At 69.5% G+C, this 21136-nt stretch carries 2 protein-coding genes (1 of these 2 running past the window's edge); both read right to left on the bottom strand.

Annotated features, from left to right (window positions below; all coding sequences use genetic code 11):
* Window position 1: 1 nt before the first annotated feature.
* A complete protein-coding gene (locus ACFY2X_RS07700) occupies window positions 2–18703 on the bottom strand; it encodes a non-ribosomal peptide synthase/polyketide synthase (protein WP_389933909.1) in 18702 nt (6233 codons plus the stop codon).
* Window positions 18700–21136, bottom strand: partial view of an amino acid adenylation domain-containing protein gene (locus ACFY2X_RS07695; RefSeq protein ID WP_389933906.1) — the 3' end only. It continues 5435 nt past the right edge of the window; 2437 of the gene's 7872 nt are visible here — the last part of the coding sequence; its start codon lies off the right edge, out of view; it ends in the stop codon at window positions 18700–18702. The genes ACFY2X_RS07700 and ACFY2X_RS07695 overlap by 4 nt, the downstream gene beginning before the upstream one ends.

The following is a 21136-nucleotide window of genomic DNA, read 5'->3' as shown; positions in this document are numbered from 1 at the left end:
GTCATGAGGTCGAGCCCATGCGTGATCCGAGCCATTCGGCCACCACTCGCCCGATGGCCTCGGCCGGTTCGGGCTGCATCATGTCCTTGTGCGCACATGCAATCTCGTGGTTGTGCAACTGCCCTGACACGTACGGCTCCCAGTCCCGCACCGTGCCGATGTCGTCACCGAGTGCGGTAAAGAACAGCACGTCACCGTGGAACATCCTCGGCACGTACTTCGCCAGCAGGTCGCCGTTGTTCGACTGCACCTGCGCGAGCGCCCTCAGATGGTGTTCTTCCAGGTCCGGCAAGCCGGTGTCGGTCTGCCGCAGCATTTCCTGCACCTGCTCGTATCCCAGCCGCCGGTCACCGAGGCTCGCCACGTCATAGCCGACGAAGTCGAGGATCGTGCGGAGTACGTCCTGCTCGTCGATCTCGGCCCCGTCCAGTTCTGCCGGTTCGACGGGTTGCTCGACCGGGTAGGCGTCGAGCAGCGCGAGTGTGCCGACCTGTTCTCCCTCCTCCTGCAACCGGACCGCCATGGCGTGTACCACCGCGCCACCGAAGGACCAGCCGAGCAGGTGGTAAGGACCGTGCGGCTGGATCGTCCTGATCTGCTCGACATAGTCCTCTGCCATCTCCTCGACCGTCGCCGGGAGTTCGTGCGGTTTGGATAGTCCGCGCGCCTGAAGGCCGTAGATCGGGTGTTCCGCCCCGATGTGCCTGATCAGCACGGAGTAAACCAGGCTGAGTCCGGCACCAGGGTGGACGCAGAACAGCGGAGCCCTTTCCCCCGTACCGCGCAGGGAAAGCGGTGACCCCCAGAAATCGCCGGCACTGTGCTCGGCCAGTCGCGACGCCAGCGCGGCCACCGTGGGGGCCTCGAACAGGGTCTGGATGTTCAGCTCCACCCCGAGGGCGCTACGCACCCGGCTGATCAGCCGCATGGCCAGCAGGGAGTGCCCGCCCAGGTCGAAGAAGTTCTCGTCGGCCTCCACCTCGTCCAGGCCAAGGACCTCGGCGAAGATCTCACACAGCATCGCCTCGTACCGACCACCCGACGCTCTCGGCCCGGCCTCCTCCCCGAACTCACCGTGGTCCGGCTTGCCGTCGCTCAGCAGTCGCAGGGTGCCGGAATCGTCCCAGCGAGCCAGTTCCCCGGTGCGGTACATCCTGGTGCCGGGGCCACCGAACGGATCGGCGACCAGCCGCTCCGCAGTCAGGATCGCGGTGTCCAGCCGCGCGCCCAGGCCAGGACCGCCCACGTACAGCCGTCCCGGAAGCCCAGGAGGCGACAGTCGCAGCGCGGCGTCCAGCACGTACGGCCTGACCTGGCCATCCGGCTGCGCCTGCGCGCCGAGCGACGGGGGCAGGGGCAGCTCCGGTGCCGTCCACTCCGACAGGACCCGTTGCCGTTCCGCCGGGGAGGACAGGTCGAACCGGCTGATCGGCCGATCCGGGTCCGCCGCCACCTCGGCGAGCAGCCGCACGAAACTCTCCGCGATCGCCCTGACGGTGTCCCGATCGAACAGATCGGTGCTGTACTCGACGTTGCCGCCGATCCCGTCCTGCCCGGCGTCGGCCGTGTGCCGTTCACCGAGGTTGAACGACAGGTCGAACTTGGCCGCCCCCGCCGCCGTCATCACGGGCGCCACTCTCAACTCCGGCAACTCGAAGTCGATCTCAGCCGCGTTCTGGAAGGACAGCACGGTCTGGAACAGCGGGTGCCTCCCCAGGGACCGCACCGGGTTCACCATCTCCACCAGGCGCTCGAAGGGCACGTCCTGGTTGGCGTAGGCGGCCAGGTCGGTCTCCCGTACCCGCCCGAGCAGCTCCCGGAAACTCGGGTCGCCCGAGGTGTCGGTGCGCAGCACCAGGGTGTTGACGAAGAACCCGACCAACTCGTCCAACGCCTCGTCGGTGCGCCCGGCGATCGGCGTGCCCACCGGGATGTCGGTACCGGCGCCCAACCTGGTCAGCAGCGCGGCGAGCGCGGCCTGCACGACCATGAACACGCTGACATTGCACTCCCGCGCAAGCTCGGCCAACCGTCCATGCACCTGAGCGTCCAGGGTGAACGGCACCGAATCACCGCCGTAGCTGGACATCGACGGCCGAGGCCGGTCGAACGGCAGGGCCAGTTCCTCAGGGAGGCCCTCCAGCTGCCGCCGCCAGTGCGTGACCTGCCGGGCCAGCGCGCTGTCCGGATCCGCCTCATCACCCAGCAGATCCAACTGCCACAGCGTGTAGTCCGCGTACTGCACCGGCAGCGAAGACCACTGCGGTGACGCGCCGCGAACACGGGCGGCGTACGCTGCGGCGAGGTCACGGGACAGTGGTGTCAGCGACCATCCGTCACCCGCGATGTGGTGCACCACCACGCACAGCACATACTCCTCAGGCCCGAGGACGAACAGCGTCGCGCGCATGGGCAGGCCGTCCGCAAGGGCGAACGGGCGCCGGGACTCCTCGGCCACCGCGTCCACCACCGTGTCCTCGGAGCTGTCCACAATGGACAGCAGGTCGGCCGCGTGGCTCTCGGGGAGCACCAGCTGGTACGGCACGCCTCCGACGTCGGGGAACACGGTGCGCAGCGACTCGTGCCTGGCCAGCACGTCCACGATCGCGTCTCGCAGCGCGTCGCGATCGAGTGGGCCGGACAGCCGAACAGCCATCGGAATGTTGTAGGTCGCGCTCGGGCCCTCCAACTTGTTCAAAAACCACAACCTGCGCTGCGCGAACGACAACGGCACCCGCTCAGGCCGCACCATCGGCCGCACCGCGAGCCGAGCCCCCGCCGCCGTGCCCAACCGCCCGGCAAGACCCGCCACCGACGGCGCCTCGAACACCGCACGCACCGCCAACTCCACACCAAGCACCGACCGGACCCGACTGACCAACCGAGTCGCCAGCAACGAATGCCCACCCAGCACGAAGAAGTCGTCATCCACCCCCACCGAAGCCACACCCAGCACCTCGGCGAACACCCCGCACAACAGCTCCTCCTGCGGACCCCGCGGCGCCCGGCCCCCCTCCGACACGGTGAAAGCCGGAGCGGGCAACGCCTGACGGTCCAGCTTCCTGTTCGGCGTCAACGGCAACCCATCCATCGCCACGAACACCGCAGGCACCATGTAATCGGGCAGACTCGCCGCCACATGCGCCCGCAACACCGCCGCATCCACCACCGACCCGCCCGGCACCACATAGGCCACCAGCCGCCGATCGCCCGGCCGATCCTCCCGCACCACCACGGCGACCTGCGCGACCCCGGCATGCCCGGCGAGCACCGCCTCGATCTCCCCCAGCTCGATCCGGAAACCCCGCACCTTGACCTGGTCATCGACCCGGCCCAGATACTCCATGTCCCCCTCGGCGCTCCACCGCACCAGGTCACCCGTGCGATACATCCGCTCACCCGGCCCGCCGAACGGATCGGCCACGAACCGCTCCGCGCTCAGGCCGGGCCTGCCGTGATACCCCCGAGCGACACCGGCACCGGCGATGTACAACTCACCCACCGTGCCGACAGGCACCAGCCGCAACGCCGGATCAAGCACATACAGCCGGGTATTGCCCACCGGACGCCCGATCGGCGCACCACCGCCGTCCAGCTCACCCACCGCCGCCGTCACCGAATACACCGTCGCCTCGGTCGGCCCGTACCCGTTGACCACCTCACAACCCAGCTCACGCAGCCGGCCCGCCAAAGCGGCCGGCAACGCCTCACCACCCAGCAACGCACGCAACCCCCGCGCGCCCTCCAGCTCGGGCACCAGCTCCTGCCACAACGACGGGGTGGCCTGCAACACCGTCGCCCCGCTGTCGACCAGCAACCCAGCCAGCGCCGCCGGATCACGAACCGTGTCCTCCACCGCGATCACCACACCGGCACCGGCGAGCAACGGCAGATAGACGTCCACCGCCGCGATGTCGAACGCGATCGTGGTCACCGCGAGCAACCGGTCGTGCGGATCGAGCGGAACCACGCTCTGTATGGCGGTCAGGAAGTTCACCAGGTTCTTCCTGGACACCACCACCCCCTTGGGGCGCCCGGTGGAGCCGGAGGTGTAGATCATGTACGCGGGATGCGCCTCCCGCACCGGCCCCAGCCGGTCGGCGTCGACCGGATCGGTGACCGGGTAACGGCCCACGTCCGCCGCCTGATCGAGCAGGATCGTGCCGCTCTGTGTGCCTGGCAGGGCGGCTGCCGTCTCGGCGGTGGCGATCACGCAGGCCGGGTCCGCGTCGGCAAGCATGTAACCGATCCGGTCGGCAGGATAGCCCGGGTCGATCGGCAGGTACGCCGCACCGGTCTTGAGCACCGCCAGTAGCGCAACGACCAGTTCCACCGAACGCGGCAGGACGAGAGCAACGAAACGTTCCGGGCCCGCCCCCTCTTCGATGAGCAGGTGTGCCAGTTGGTTGGCCCGCGCGTTCAGCTCCGCGTAGGACAGATCAGCACCCTCGCACGACACCGCGATATGGCTTGGGCTTCTGGCCGCCTGAGCTTCGAACAGTGCGGGCACGTCGGCCTCCGGCAGGGCCCGCACGGTGTCGTTCCACTCCACCAGCAACCGGTGGCGCTCCCCCGGCTCCAGGATGTCCACTTCGGACAGCGTGCGCTCTGGGGCATCGACCATGGCGTGGAGCAGCCGCGTGAATCGTTCCGCGATCGTCTCGACCGTGGCTCGGTCGAACAGGTCGGTCGCGAACTCGACAGATCCCCACAGGCCCCCGAGCGCGCCGTGCTCGGCGGGCAGCTCGCCCAGTTCGAAGGAAAGGTCGAACTTGGCCACGGCCGTACCGATGTGCTCGGCACGGACCTCCAGGCCCGGCATCGGAGCATCGCCGCCGGCGTTGTTGTTGTGGAAGGACAGCATCACCTGGAACAGCGGGTGATGGGCCAGGGAGCGAGCCGGGTTCAGGATCTCCACGAGCCGCTCGAAGGGCACGTCCTGGTTGGCGTAGGCGGCCAGGTCGGTCTCCCGTACCCGTCCGAGCAGCTCCCGGAAACTGGGGTCACCGGAGGTGTCGGTGCGCAGCACCAGGGTGTTGACGAAGAACCCGACCAGCTCGTCCAGCGCGTCGTCGGTGCGCCCGGCGATCGGCGTGCCCACCGGGATGTCGGTACCGGCGCCCAACCTGGTCAGCAGCGCGGCGAGCGCGGCCTGCACGACCATGAACAGGCTGGTCTGGCTCTGCCGCGCCAACGCGGCAAGACCATGATGCAGCTGCGCGTCCAGCCGGTACTCGATCCGGTCGCCTCGGTAGCTGGCCACCGCGGGCCGCATCCGATCGGTCGGCAACTGTAGTTGTTCCGGCGCACCGGCAAGGGTCTCGGTCCAGAAGTGTGCCTGCCTGGCGATCACGCTGTCCGCGTCGTGCTCGCTGCCGAGCACCTCCTGCTGCCAGAGCGCATAGTCCGCGTACTGCACCGGAAGCGGCGTCCAGTCGGGTGCCCGGCCCAGGCACCGAGCCGTGTAGGCCGTGGACAGGTCGCGACCCAATGGGGCCTGTGACCATCCGTCACTCGCGATGTGGTGCAGCACGAGCACCAGTACGTGCTCCTGTGGCGCGAGCACGAACAGCTCGGCACGCACCGGCAGTTCGGCGGCGAGGTCGAACCCCTTGCCCGCCACGGACTCCAGCGCGGCGGCGAGCTCGGACTCGTCGATCTCGGTGGCCGTGAGCTCCATTGTGATCTCGGCCGGATCGAGGATGACCTGCCGAGGTTCGCCGCCGGTCTCCGGGAACACCGTGCGGAGGCTTTCGTGCCTGGCGACCACGTCGTGCAGGGCTGCGTGCAGCGCCTGACGGTCCAGCGATCCGGACAACCGCAGGGCCAGCGGGATGTTGTAGGTGGCGCTGTCGTCCTCCAGCCGGTCGAGGAACCACAGCCGGCGCTGCGCGAACGACAACGGAATCAGTCCCGGCCGCGCCATGGGCGCCAGCGCCCGTCGCGCGTCACGTCCGCCGTCGAGCAGCTCGGCGAGCCCGGCCACGGTCGGTGTCTCGAACACCGCGCGGATCGGCAGCTCCACGTCCAGGCTCGCCCGGATCCGGCTGACCAGCCGGGTGGCCAGCAGCGAGTGCCCGCCCAGGTCGAAGAAGTCGTCCTCGGCCCCCACCATCGGCAGCCCCAGAACCTCGGCGAACAGGCCACACAGGATCTCCTCCCGCGGGGTTCGCGGACCGCGTCCGATCTCCGAGTCCAGCTCGGGAGCGGGCAGTGCCTTGCGGTCGAGCTTCCCGTTCGGGGTCAACGGCAACGCGTCCAGGGCCACGAACGCCGCAGGCACCATGTAGTCGGGCAGCGCCCGGCTCAGGTGTGTCCGGAGATCTGCGGCATCGACGGCCCCGCTGTCCGGCACCGCATAGGCCACCAGCCGCTTGTCCCCCGGCCCGTCCTCGCGCACCACCACCGCGACGTGCGAGACGGCCTCGTGCGCGGCCAGCACGGCCTCGATCTCGCCGAGCTCGACCCTGTGGCCCCGGATCTTCACCTGGTCGTCGGCACGGCCCAGATACTCCAGCTCACCGGAGGCGTTCCACCGCACCACGTCACCGGTGCGATACATCCGCCCACCGGACCCATCAAACGGATCGGCGACAAAACGCTCCGCGGTCAACCCCGGCCGCCCCAGATACCCACGAGCGACACCGTCACCCGCGACATACAACTCACCGGCCGTCCCGACGGGCACCGGCCGCACCGCCGAATCCAGCACATACACCCGGGTGTTCGCCAACGGCCTGCCGATCGGCGGCACACCGCCGGCCGCCCCGTCCAACACCGCCGAGGTCGACCAGATCGTCGTCTCCGTCGGCCCATAAACATTCACCACGCCGCCCGCGACAGAACACAACGCCGCGGCCAGCGACTCACTCACCGCCTCACCACCCACCAGCACCCTCAGCCCCGTCAGGCTGTGGGCGTGCTCGGTGACCATTCCGTGCCACAGCGACGGCGTCGCCTGCATGAGCGTCGCGCCGGACTCGGTGATCAGCTCGGCCAGCGCGGCCGGGTCACGGACGACGTCCCGGCTCGCGATGACGAGTCGTGCTCCGCTGAGCAGCGGAACGAACAGCTCCAGATTCGCGATGTCGAACCCGAACGTGGTCACCGCGAGGAACCGGTCGCCCGGCTCGACGGACAAACGCTCCGCCATGTCCAGCAACAGGTTCAGCAGGGACGCGATGGGGACCACCACACCCTTGGGACGTCCGGTCGAGCCCGACGTGTAGAGCACGTAGGCCGGACTCTGCGGGCCCGGTACGGCGACCCGATCCGCGTCGGCCGGGTCCGTGCCGGTGTAACCGTCCAGCACCGCGAGGCTGCCGGGCTCATCGAGGACGAATACGTGTTGTCCCGCGGGCACGTCGGACGCGAGGGCGGATGTGGTCAGCACCAACACGGGCTCGGCGTCCGCGAGCATGTAAGCGATCCGCTCGGCCGGGTAGTCCGGGTCGATCGGCAGGTAGGCCGCGCCCGCCTTGAGCACTGCCAGCGCCGCCACGACCATCTCGGCCGAGCGCGGCACGGCCACCGCCACCACCTGCTCAGGGCCGATGCCCTGGCCGATCAGGTGGTGTGCCAACCGGTTCGCCCGCGCGTTCAGGTCCGCATAGGACAGCTGTGTCTCCTCGAACACCACCGCGATGCGCTCGGGGTCCCGTTCCGCCTGTTCCTGGAGCAACTCCGGCAGCGTCGACGAGGGCAGCGGACGCGCCGTGTCGTTCCACGCCACCAGAAGCCGCTCGTGTTCGGCCGACGACAGCAGGTCGAGCCGCCCGATCGGCCGGTCGGGCTCGGCCGCCATGGCCTCCAGCAGGCGCACGAGCCGCGCGCCGAGTTCCGCGACGTCATCGTGGCCGAACAGGTCGGGCCGGTAGATGAACCTCAAGTGGAAGCGGGAGCCGGGGAAGACGGAGAGACCGAGCGGATAGTGCACGGAGTCGTCGGCGCTCATGCCGGTGATCCGCACATCCTCCTCGTCATCATGGGCGTCCGACGAGGTCAGCCTGTCGGTGTCGACCGGGTAGTTCTCGAACACCAGCAGGGTGTCGAACAGCTCCCCGACACCGGCCAGTCGCTGGATGTCGGTGAGGCCGAGATGCTGGTGGTCGGTCAGCCTGGACTGCCGGTCCTGAATCTCGGTGAGCAGTTCGAGCCCGGACATGCCGGGCCGCAACCGCGCCCGCGTCGGCAGGGTGTTGATGAACAGGCCCACCATGGTCTCGATGCCCGGTACCTCCGCGGGCCTGCCGGACACGGTCGCGCCGAACACCACGTCGTCCCGCCCGGTGAGCCCGCCGAGCAGGATCGCCCACGCACCCTGGATGACGGTGTTCAGGGTCAGCTCATGCCGCCTGGCCAGTGAGTGCAGCGTCGAGGTCGACTCCTCCGACAACTCGACCACATACTGTCCCGGGATCACCGGCTCGTGCGCCCGCCCGGCGGAGGTCAGCAGGGTGGGTTCGGTCAGGCCGGACAGAGCTTCGCGCCACGCCTGCTCCGCGGCGGCCCGGTCCTGCCGGTCCAGCCACTCCAGGTAGTCCCGGTAAGGCGTGACTCGGGGTAGATCCGTCTCGTCGCAGCCGGTGGCGTAGAGCCGGAACAGTTCAGCGACCATCAACGGAGTGGACCAGCCGTCCAGCAGGATGTGGTGACTGGACACCACGAAGCGGTAGCGCTCCCCCGCGCACCGGATCAGTGTGAACCGCATCAGCGGAGGCCTGGCCATGTCGAACCGGCGGAACCGGTCCTCCGCGATCAGCCGTGCGACCTCGGCCTCGGCCTGCTCCTCGGACAGCTCGGTCAGGTCGAATTCCTGCCAGGGCAGGGTGACCTCGGCGGGTATGAACTGCACCGGCCGGTCCAGCTCCTCTGCCCAGAACCCGGCCCGCAGGTTCGCGTGCCGCCGCAGCAACGCCCCCACGGCCGCCTGCATGACCTCGACCTTGACGGCTCCCTCCAGCTCGAACACCAACTGCACGGTGTAGACGTCGGTGGCCTGCTCGTCGTAGCCGGCGTGGAACAGCAACCCTTCTTGCAGAGGCGACAGGGGAAGAACGTCGAGCAGCCGTGGGTGCTCCGCCTCCAGCCGGTCGATGTCGTGCTGCCCGAGCCGAACCAACGGCAGGTCCGACGGAGTAAGGCCGCCGGAGCCCTGCTCCAGGGTGTGCGTGGCGAGCGCGCCGAGAGCGGTGAACCACAGCTCGGCCAGTTCCCGGACATCGTGCTCGGACAGCACGCCCGGGGGGAAGGTGAGGTTCACCGCGAGCCTCGGGCCGTCGGCGTGGTCCTCGGTGACCGCGTTGATCTCCAACGCGTGCGCGAGCGGCATGTCCGCGTCGGTCGCGCCGCCGAGTCCGCCCACCTCGGGTGCCGGCGCCCAGTCCTCGGCGGTGGACTCGTCGGTCGCCGCCATCCGGCCCAGGTAGTTGAACATGATCTGCGGACTCGGCAGCTTCGCCAGCGCCTGGCTGGTTTCCGGGTTCTGGTAGCGCAGCAGCCCGTATCCGATGCCGTTGTCCGGCACCGCGCGCAGCTGCTCCTTCACCCGCTTCAGCGCGGTACCCGTGGCCGCGCCGCCCGCGGCGACCTCGGCCCAGTCCAGTTCATCCGGGTCGAGCCGCACCGGGAACAGGCTGGTGAACCAGCCGACCGTACGGGACAGGTCGATCCCGTCGACGATCTCCTCACGACCATGCGCCTCCAGGCTGACCAGCACGGCGCTCTCGGCGCTGCCACGCCGGGAGCGCCACTGGCCGACGGCGAGAGAGAGCGCGGTCAGCAACACGTCGTTGACCCCGGCGTGGAACGCCGAGGGAACGACGGTGAGCAGGGGCGTGGTCCGCTCTGCGGACAGGCTCAGCCTCACATGCCCCGCGGTGCCCATGACATCCCGCGCCGGGTCCACCGGCCTGGCGCCGAGAAGCGGCTCGGAAACATCCAGCATCTCGGTCCACAGCGAGAGCTCGGCCACTCGTTCCGGTTTGGTCGCCTGCTCGGCCAGCAACAGCGACCAGCCGCGGAACGACATGCTTACCGGCTCCAGCTCGGGCGAGCGGCCCGCGGCCACGGCCTGGTAGGCCACCATCAGATCCGGCAGCAGAACACGCCAGGAAACCCCGTCCACCACCAGGTGGTGCAGCACCAGCATCAGCCATCCCGACCGGTCGGGGCCCGCGTCGAACCACACGATCCGCACCACGTCGCCTGATTCTGGGGACAGCGATTCCTGGGCGGCGTCCACCTGCTCGCTCACCGTGGCGCGCAGCGCTTCCTCGGTCAGTCCGGCGACGTCCACCCGCCGCACGCACCGCCCCGCGTCGACCGCACCCTTCTCCTGGATGTCCAGCCGCCATTCCCCGGTGTCGGGGACTCTGGTCAGCCGCATCCTCAGCGCGTCATGGTGGTCCAGCACCGCGCGCACGACCTCGGTCAGCCGCTCGATGGTCAGCCCGGCGGGAACCTGCAGCAGCGTGGACTGGTTGAAGCGGTCGATCGGTCCGCCGCGTTCCCGCAGCCAGTGGATGATCGGCGTCAGCGGCAGCTCGCCGACCCCGTCGGCCACGATCTCCGGCGACGGTTCGCCCGTCGACCGGGCGACGGCCGCGAGCGCCTCCACTGTCTTGCAACGGAAGACGTCCTTGGGCGTGAACACCAGCCCGGCCTTACGGGCCCTGCTCACCAGCTGAATGGACATGATGCTGTCCCCGCCCAGCTCGAAGAAGCTGTCCCCGGCGCCCACGGCGGGCAGGCCCAGCACCTCCGCGAACAACCCGCACAGCAGCTCCTCCCGCGGAGTGCGGGGCGCCCGTCCGGATGTGCTCGTGGCAAAACCGGGAGCGGGCAGTGCCTTGCGGTCGAGCTTCCCGTTCGGGGTCAACGGCAACGCGTCCAGGGCCACGAACGCCGCAGGCACCATGTAGTCAGGCAGCGCCCGGCTCAGGTGTGTCCGGAGTTCTGCGGCATCGACGGCCCCGCTGTCCGGCACCACATAGGCCACCAGCCGCCTGCCGCCCGGCCGGTCCTCACGCACCACCACGGCGACCTGCGCGACCGCGGCGTGCCCGGCGAGCACGGCCTCGACCTCGCCGAGCTCGATCCGGAAACCCCGGACCTTCACCTGATCGTCGGCACGCCCCACGAACTCCAGCTCACCGGAGGCGTTCCACCGCACCACGTCACCCGTGCGATACATCCGCTCACCCGGCCCACCGAACGGATCGGCCACGAACCGCTCGGCCGTCAGCCCGGAACGACCGAGGTAACCACGCGCCAAGCCCGCACCGGCGATATACAGCTCACCGGACTGGCCCGGCGGCACGAGACGAAGGTGCTCATCGAGCACATAGACCCGGCTGTTCCACAGCGGCCGGCCGATCGGCGGGACCCCGGCGGTCAGCGGTTCACTGAGCGTGGCGGCCACCGTCGATTCGGTGGGCCCGTAAGCATTGATCATCCTACGGCCCGGCGCCCACTTCGCGACCAGCTCCGCCGTGCACGCGTCCCCACCGACGACCAAGGTGCGGAACTCCGGCAGATCGATCGAGGGCACACTGGCCAGCGCGGCCGGCGGGATGAGCGCGTGGGTGATCGCCCTGTCCGCCAGCACCTCGGCGAGGGCCTCCCCCGCCAGCGGTCCCTCCTCCGGAACGACCAGGCATGCTCCCGCCCCGAAGGCCGCGCACAGCTCCAGCACGGCGGCGTCGAAGCTGGGTGAGGAGAACTGGAGAACCCGGCTGTCCGGCCGTACGGCGAACCGGTCGACCAATGCGGCCGCGAAGCTCGCGATGCCCTGATGCGACACCACCACGCCCTTGGGCCTGCCGGTCGAGCCGGACGTGTAGATGACATAGGCCGGATGCGCCGGGCGCAGCGGCGCCAGACGGTCCAGGTCAGTGGGGTTGCGAGTCGACCGGCCCTCCAGCTCGCTCACCGTGCCGGCGTCGTCGATCACCACCCAGGAATCGGTGCCGCCCCGCTGACCAGGCAGGCCGTCCGATGCCTCGATGGTGGTGAGCACCAGCGCCGGATCGGCGTCGGCGAGCATGAACGCGACACGCTCATCCGGGTAGTTCGGATCGATCGGCAGATAAGCGCCCCCGGCCTTGCCGACCGCCAGCGCCGCGACTATCAGGTCGACCGACCTCGGCATGGCCAGCGCCACGATCCGCTCGGGACCGATGCCCCGTGCGATCAGGTGGTGCGCCAACCGGTTCGCCCGAGCATTCAGCTCCGCATAAGACAGAGTCCCGCCTTCGAACATCACGGCGGCGTTGTCCGGGGCGGCGGCAACCTGCCGCTCGAACAGCTCCGGCAGGCACACCGCGTCCACCTCACGCGCAGTGTCGTTCCACTCCACCAGCACCCGTCGGCGCTCGTCGGCGGACAGCACATCGATGTGGCTGATCGGTTGGTCGGGTGCCGCGACCACGGCGGTGAGCAGCCGTATGAACCGGTCCGCGATCGCCCGCACACTGGCTGGGTCGAACAGGTCGGCGCTGTATTCGATGCCGCCCTCGATACCGTCGAGCTCACCGTCGGCGGTGCGACGTTCACCGAGGTTGAACGACAGGTCGAACTTGGCGATGCCGAGCCCCATCTGCTCCGAACCGGCGTCGAGGCCCGGGAGTTCGAGCGTCACCTCGGTGTGGTTCTGGAAGGTGAGCATCACCTGGAACAGCGGATGCCGTGCCAGCGAACGCTCGGGGTTCAGGATCTCCACCAGGCGTTCGAACGGCACGTCCTGGTTGGCGTACGCGGCCAGGCCGGTCTCCCGTACCCGCCCGAGCAGCTCCCGGAAACTCGGGTCGCCCGAGGTGTCGGTGCGCAGCACCAGGCTGTTGACGAAGAACCCGACCAGCTCGTCCAACGCGTCGTCGGTGCGCCCGGCGATCGGCGTGCCGATCGGGATGTCCGTACCCGCACCCAACCGCGTCAGCAACGCGGCAAGACCCGCCTGCACGACCATGAACACGGTCGAACCCGACGCACGGGCCAGCTCCACCAGCCCGGCGTGCAGCTCCCGATCGAGCTGGAACGTCAGCGTGCCGCCGCGATACGAGATCTCCGCCGGACGTGGCCTGTCCGTCGGCAGCACCAGCTCCTCCGGCAGACCGGCCAGGGCGCGTCGCCAGTGGTCCACCTGCTGGGAGATCAGACTGTCCGCGTCGTCCTCGTCACCGAGGACCTCCCGCTGCCACAGCGTGTAGTCGGCGTACTGCACCGGCAACGGCGACCATTGCGGGGCGGCACCGGCACACCGGGCGGCGTAGGCGATCGACAGATCACGCGCCAGCGGTGTCTGAGACGCCCCGTCGGTGGCGATGTGATGCACCACCACGGCCAGCACGTGCTCCTCGGCTCCCAGCGCGAACAGCCACGCCCGCACCGGAAGCTCACTGCCCAGGTCGAACCCGTGACCGGACACCTCGGCGATCCGCTCGCGCAGCTCAGACTCCGCGACGTTCACCACGGACAGTCGCGGCCGCGCCTCCTCGACCGGGAGCACCCGCTGGTACGGCGTGCCGTCGACATCCGGGAACACCGTGCGCAGCGACTCGTGCCGCTCCACCACATCACCCAACGCCGCCTGGAGCGCGTCCCGATCCAGCGGGCCACGCAACCGCAACGCCATCGGGGTGTTGTAGGTCGCGCTGGGACCCTCCATCTGGTGGATGAACCACAACCTGCGCTGCGCGAACGACAGCGGGATCCGCTCGGGTCGCGCCGCCCGTCGCACCGGCGGACGCGCCCCCGCCGCCGTGCCCAGCAACCCGGCGAGACCGGCCACGGTCGGCGCTTCGAACAGATCGCGAACGGCCAGCTCCACCCCGAGCACGGCCCGGATCCGGCTGACCAGCCGGGTGGCCAGCAGGGAGTGCCCGCCCAGATCGAAGAACTCCTCGTCGATCCCGACCTCGGACACACCCAGAACCTCCGCGAACAACTCGCAGAGGATCTCCTCACGCGGGCTTCGCGGACCGCGAACACCCACGGCACCGTCCGGCTCCGCCGACCTCGTACGGTCCTGGACACGTTCCACGAACTCCAGGACACCCGACGCGGTACGCCGCACCACATCGCCGGTGGCGTACATCAGGGAACCCGGCTCACCGAACGGATCGGCCACGAACCGCTCGGCCCTCAGCCCCGCACCGGAAACGTACAACGCACCGGTGACCCCGTCCGGAACCGGCCGCAAACCCTCATCCAGCACATACGTTCGCACCACCGGCCGATCCGGCTCGGCCATGACCTCCCCGAGCAACCGCACCAACCACTCGGCGATCGCCTCGACACTGCCCCGGTCGAACAGGTCCAGAGAGTACTCGATGGCCCCGCTGATCCCATCCGGACTGCCATGGGAATCGAATCGCTCACCGATGTTGAAAGACAGGTCGAACTTGGCCGCCGCGGTGCCGGCCGTCTCGGGGGTGACCGACACTCCCGCCAGTCCGGGGTCGTCCGGTGCGACGTTCTGGAAGGACAGCATCACCTGGAACAGCGGGTGCCGCGACAGCGAGCGAGCCGGGTTCAGCACCTCGACGAGCCGCTCGAAGGGCAGGTCCTGGTTGGCGTAGGCGGCCAGGTCGGTCTCCCGTACCCGTCCGAGCAGCTCCCGGAAACTCGGGTCGCCCGAGGTGTCGGTGCGCAGTACCAGGGTGTTGACGAAGAACCCGACCAGCTCGTCCAGCGCGTCGTCGGTGCGCCCGGCGATCGGCGTGCCGATCGGGATGTCCGTACCCGCACCCAACCGCGTCAGCAACGCCGCGAGTGCGGCCTGCACCACCATGAACACGGTCGAACCCGACGCACGGGCCAGCTCCACCAGCCCGGCGTGCAACTCGGCGTCCACCGCGAACGGCACCGTGTCCCCCCGGTAGGAGGGGCGCGCTGGACGCGGGTGGTCGGTCGGAAGGGTCAGCTCCTCCGGCAGCCCGGCCAGGTTCCGCCGCCAGTGGTCCACCTGAGCGGAGATCACGCTGTCGGCGTCGCTCTCGCTGCCCAGCACCTCGTGCTGCCACAGCGTGTAGTCGGCGTACTGCACCGGCAACGGCGACCATTGCGGAGCGGCACCGGCGCACCGGGCGGCGTAGGCGATCGACAGATCACGCGCCAGCGGTGTCTGAGACGCCCCGTCGGTGGCGATGTGGTGGATCACCACGACCAGCACGTGCTCGTCGACACCCAGCGCGAACAGCCACGCCCGCGCCGGAAGCTCGCTCTCCAGGTCGAACCCGTGACCGGACACCTCGGCGATCCGCTCGCGCAGCCCGGACTCGGCGACGTCCACGATGGGCAGTTCAGGGCGGGCGAGCGCGGCGTCGAGGATCACCTGCCGCGGCGTACCGTCGACCTCCGGGAACACGGTGCGCAGCGACTCGTGCCGCTCCACGACATCACCCAACGCCGCCCGCAGCGCGTCGCGGTCGAGCGGGCCGGACAGCCGAACAGCCATCGGAATGTTGTAGGTCGCGCTCGGGCCCTCCAACTTGTTCAAAAACCACAACCTGCGCTGCGCGAACGACAACGGCACCCGCTCGGGCCGCGCCATCGGCCGCACCGCGAGCCGAGCCCCCGCCGCCGTACCCAGCCGCCCGGCAAGACCCGCCACCGACGGCGCCTCGAACACCGCACGCACCGCCAACTCCACACCAAGCACCGACCGGACCCGGCTGACCAACCGAGTCGCCAGCAACGAATGCCCACCCAGCACGAAGAAGTCGTCCTCCACCCCCACCGAGGCCACACCCAGCACCTCGGCGAACACCCCGCACAACAGCTCCTCCTGCGGGCTCCGCGGCGCCCGGCCCGCCTCGGACACGGTGAAAGCCGGAGCGGGCAACGCCTGACGATCCAGCTTCCTGTTCGGCGTCAACGGCAACCCATCCATCGCCACGAACACCGCAGGCACCATGTAATCGGGCAGACTCGCCGCCACATGCGCCCGCAACACCGCCGCATCCACCACCGGCCCGCCCGGCACCACATAGGCCACCAGCCGCCGATCGCCCGGCCGATCCTCGCGCACCACCACGGCGACCTGCGCGACCCCGGCATGCCCGGCGAGCACCGCCTCGATCTCCCCCAGCTCGATCCGGAAACCCCGCACCTTGACCTGGTCATCGACCCGGCCCAGATACTCCAGCTCACCGGAGGCCTTCCACCGCACCAGATCACCCGTGCGATACATCCGCTCACCCGGCCCACCGAACGGATCGGCCACGAACCGCTCCGCGCTCAGGCCGGGCCTGCCGTGATACCCCCGAGCCACACCGGCACCGGCGATGTACAACTCACCCACCGTGCCCACCGGCACCAGCCGCAACGCCGGATCAAGCACATACAGCCGGGTATTGCCCACCGGACGCCCGATCGGCGCACCACCGCCGCCCAGCTCACCCACCGCCGCCGTCACCGAATACACCGTCGCCTCGGTCGGCCCGTACCCGTTGACCACCTCACAACCCAGCTCACGCAGCCGGCCCGCCAAAGCGGCCGACAACGCCTCACCACCCAGCAACGCACGCAACCCCCGCGCGCCCTCCAACTGGGGCACCAGCTCCTGCCACAACGACGGGGTGGCCTGCAACACCGTCGCCCCGCTGTCGACCAGCAACCCAGCCAGCGCCGCCGGATCACGCACCGTGTCCTCCACCGCGATCACCACACCGGCACCGGCGAGCAACGGCAGATAGACGTCCACCGCCGCGATGTCGAACGCGACCGTGGTCACCGCGAGCAACCGGTCATCCCGCGTGAGCGGCAGCACCTCCCGCATGACGGTCACCAGGTTGAGCAGGTTCCGCCTGGAGACCACCACCCCCTTGGGGCGCCCGGTGGACCCCGAGGTGTAGATCATGTACGCGGGATGCTCCGGCCGCACCGGCCCCAGCCGGCCGGCGTCGACCGGGTTACCATCCGGGTAACGGTCAAGCACCCCCGGCTGATCGAGCAGAATCCGGGGAGTCCTTGTCTCCGGAAGACCCGCCGCGGTGACGGTGGTGACGATCACACATGCCGGATCCGCATCGGCCAGCATGTAACCGATCCGATCGGCCGGGTAACTCGGATCAATGGGCACATACGCCGCACCGGTCTTGAGCACCGCGAGCAATGCCACGACCATCTCAACCGAACGCGGCACGACAACCCCGACAAACCGCTCCGGGCCCGCACCCCGCTCAACCAGCAGACGCGCCAACCGGTTGGCCCGCTCATTCAGCTTCGCATACGACAGCTCGACGTCCTCGCAGGCCACCGCGACACGCTCCGGAGTACGGGCCGCCACTGCCTCCAGCAGCGAGACCAGATCGGCCTCCGGCAGAGAACACGCGGTGTCGTTCCACTCCGTCAGCAGCCGATCCCGCTCACCGGCGGACAGCACGGTCGTCTCCCCGACCAGCTGGTCCGGGTTGGCGACCAGCGCCTCCAGCAACCGCACCAACCGCGCCGCGATGGCCCGCGCCGTCTCCTCGTCGAACAGGTCTGGCCGGTAGCTCAACCGGAGCTCCAGGCTGGAGCCGAGGGCGGCGGCGAGGCCGAGCGGGTAGTGGATGGCGTCCTGCCCGGACATGCCGAGAACGCGAACGTCACCGGAGGCGGCCGAGCCGTCCGAAGCGCCGAGGAAAGCGGGGTCGATCGGATAGTTCTCGAAGACCGTCAGCGTGTCGAACAGCTCACCGACACCGATCCACCGCTGGATGTCCCCCAGCCCCACATGCTGGTGATCGGTCAGCCCGGACTGCTGCTCCTGCAATCCCGTCAGCAGTTCCGCCAGTGACAGGCCGGGACGCAACCGCACCCGTACCGGCAAGGTGTTGATGAGCAGCCCCACCATGGTCTCGACGCCCGGCAGCTCCGGCGGCCTGCCGGACACCGTGGCGCCGAACACCACATCGTCCCGCCCGGTCAACCTGCCGAGCAGGATCGCCCACATGCCCTGGACGACGGTGTTCAGGGTCAGCTCGTGCCGACGGGCCACCTCACCGAGCCGGTGGGTCAGTTCCTCCGGCACCACGACGGTGACGTCTTCGGGCACGACCGGCTCACGACGCGCCCCGGGGGAGGCGAGGAAGGTCGGCTCGGTGACGCCCGCGAGGGCCTCACGCCAGGCCCGCTCGGCCGCCGACCGGTCCTGCCTGGACAACCAGGCCAGGTAGTCGCGGTACGGGGTCACCCTGGGCATACCGGTGTCGTCGCCGCCCTGGGCGTAGAGCTGGAACAGCTCGCTCACGAGCACTGGCGTGGACCAGCCGTCCCACAGGATGTGATGGTTGGTCAGCGCGAAACGCCACCGGTCGGCGGCACACCGGATCAATGTGAACCGCACCAGCGGCGGCCTGGCCACATCGAACCGGCGGAACCGATCCTCGGCCAGCAGTCGCGTCAGCTCGCCGTTCCTGATGGCCTCGTCGAGCCCGGAAAGGTCGAACTCCTGCCACGGCAGCGGAACCTCGCGATGAATGATCTGCACCGACTCGCCCGACTTTCGCTGGGAGAACCCGGCCCGCAGATTCGCGTGCCTGCGCAGCAGCGTCCTGGCGGCGGCCCGCAGCGCCTCTACGTCCACGGCGCCCTCGATGTCGAACACGAGCTGTGCCGTGTACACGTCCGTGGTCTGCTTGTCATAGAGGGCGTGGAACAGCAGGCCCTCCTGCAGCGGTGACAGAGGGAGAATGTCCTCAATCCGCGATCGGCTCACCGTGCGATACCCCATTCCGTGTCGAGCTCATCCCCGTCGATCTCGTCCTCGAACTCGTCGATCTCCTCCTGGCTCAGGGAGACCAACGACAGATCCGAAGGCGTGTGACCGCCTGCACCGGGCTGGTTGGCGTGGGTGACCAACGCCTCCAGCGCCCGGAACCACTTCTCGGCCAGCTCACGAACATCCGTTTCCGTGAACAGGTCCGCAGGCCATGACCAGGTCGCCGCCAGCCTTGGGCCGTCGGCGTGATCCTCGGTCAGCGCGTTGACCTCAAGGCTGTGCGCCACGGGCATGTCCGCGTCCGCCCCGCCACCGAGGCCACCGCCCCCCTCGGCCTCCGCCGAGGACACGGCGAACCGGCCGAGGTAGTTGAAACCGATCTGCGGTCTCGGCAACGCGGCCAGCACCCCGGCGGTGCGTGGGTTCAGGTACCGCAGCATGCCGAAGCCGATGCCGTTGTCCGGCACCGCGCGCAGCTGTTCCTTCACCCGCTTCAGCGCGGTGCCCGCCGCCGGGCCACCCGCCCAGACCTCACTCCGGTCCACCTCCCCCGGGTCGAGCCGCACCGGGAACAGGCTGGTGAACCAGCCGACCGTGCGGGAGAGATCGACCCCGCCGACGATCTCCTCACGGCCGTGTCCCTCCAGGCTGATCAGCACGCCGCTGCCGCCGCCGGTCCCCCTGCCCCGGCGCCAGTCGGCCACCGCGAGGGCCAGCCCGGTCAGCAGCACGTCGTTGACGGCAGCGTGGTACACGGCTGGAGCCGTACTCAGTAGGTGCTCGGTGATGGCCGTGGGCAGGCTCAGGCTCAGGTGACGAGCGGAACCCTGCACGTCCCTGACCGGATCCAGGGGACGGTCGGCGAGCAACGGATCCGGCTCCCGCAGCATCTCCGACCACAGCTCAAGCTCGGCGGTCCGCTGCGGCTCGTCGGCGATCGCTGTGAGCTGCCGTGCCCAACTCCGGAACGAGGTGCCCACCGGATCCAGCACGGGATCCCGGCCCCGGCCGACGGCGTCGAACGCGGCCTGCAGGTCCGGGAGCAGGATCCGCCATGACACACCGTCGACCACCAGGTGGTGCGCCAGGAACAGCAGCTGGCCGACCCGGTCCTGGCCGGTGTCGAACCACACGCACCGCACCATCACCCCGGTCTCGGGGGCCAGCTGTCGTTGCGCGGCGAGGAGTTGCTCATCGAACACCGCGGCCTGGGCCACACCGTCCATTCCGGACACGTCCACCACGTGGAACAGGTCCTCGGCGCGCACGGATCCGCGTGGCTCCACCCGCAGGGACCAGGCGTCGTCCCGCACCAGCCGCATCCGCAACGCGTCGTGGTGGTCCAGCACCGCCTGCACCGCGGCGATCAGCTCCTTCTCCCCCAGACCCGGGGGAACCGGCACCGGCATCGCCTGGTTGAACTGGTCGATCGGTCCGCCGCGTTCCCGCAGCCAGTGGATGATCGGCGTCAGCGGCAGCTCGCCGACCCCGTCGTCGGCGATCCGCACCGACGTGTCCTCGGCCCAGGTGGCGACGGCCGCCAGCGCCGCCACCGTCCTGCAACGGAAGACGTCCTTGGGTGTGAACACCAGGCCGGCCTTACGTGCCCGGCTGACCAGCTGGATGGACACGATGCTGTCCCCGCCCAGCTCGAAGAAACTGTCGTCCGCGCCGACCTCGGACGCGCCCAGGAGCTCGGCGAACAACCCGAACAGGATCTCCTCGCGCCGACCACGCGGAGCGCGCACCGGTGAACCGGAGACGACAGTGGGCGCGGGCAGTGCCCTTCGGTCCAGCTTTCCGTTGACCGTCAGCGGAAGCGCGTCAAGAGACACGAACGCGGCGGGCACCATGTAATCCGGCAACAACCCGGCCAGGTGCGCCCGGAGAACCCCGGAATCCGCGGCACCGTCGCTGGGAACGACATAGGCGACCAATCGTTTGATCCCGGGCTGGTCCTCCCGCACGATCACGGCCACCTGGGCCACGGCGTCACAGCGGGCCAGGGCCGCCTCGACCTCGCCGAGCTCGATCCGGAAACCCCGGATCTTCACCTGGTCATCGGCACGGCCCAGGTACTCCAGCTCACCGGAGGCCTTCCACCGCACCACGTCACCGGTGCGGTACATGCGCTCACCCGGCCCGCCGAACGGATCGGCGACGAACCGGCCGGAGGTCAGCGCGGTGCGGCCGAGGTAGCCACGCGCCAACCCGGCACCGGCCACGTACAGTTCACCGGCCACGCCGGGGGGAACCGGCTGGAGATACTCGTCCAGCACATAGGTGCCCAGGTCCGCGATGGCACGACCGATGACGCTCCCCGCCCCGGCCTCGGCGACCCGCCTGTCCACCGGGTAGTAGGTGACGTGCACGGTGGTCTCGGTGATCCCGTACATGTTCACCAGCACCGGAGCGTCGTCCGCGTGCCGG

The organism is Streptosporangium sp. NPDC000396 (genome assembly GCF_042898655.1).
In the GTDB taxonomy this organism is placed as follows: Bacteria; Actinomycetota; Actinomycetes; order Streptosporangiales; family Streptosporangiaceae; genus Streptosporangium.
This window is presented reverse-complemented; position numbering and strand designations above follow the sequence as displayed.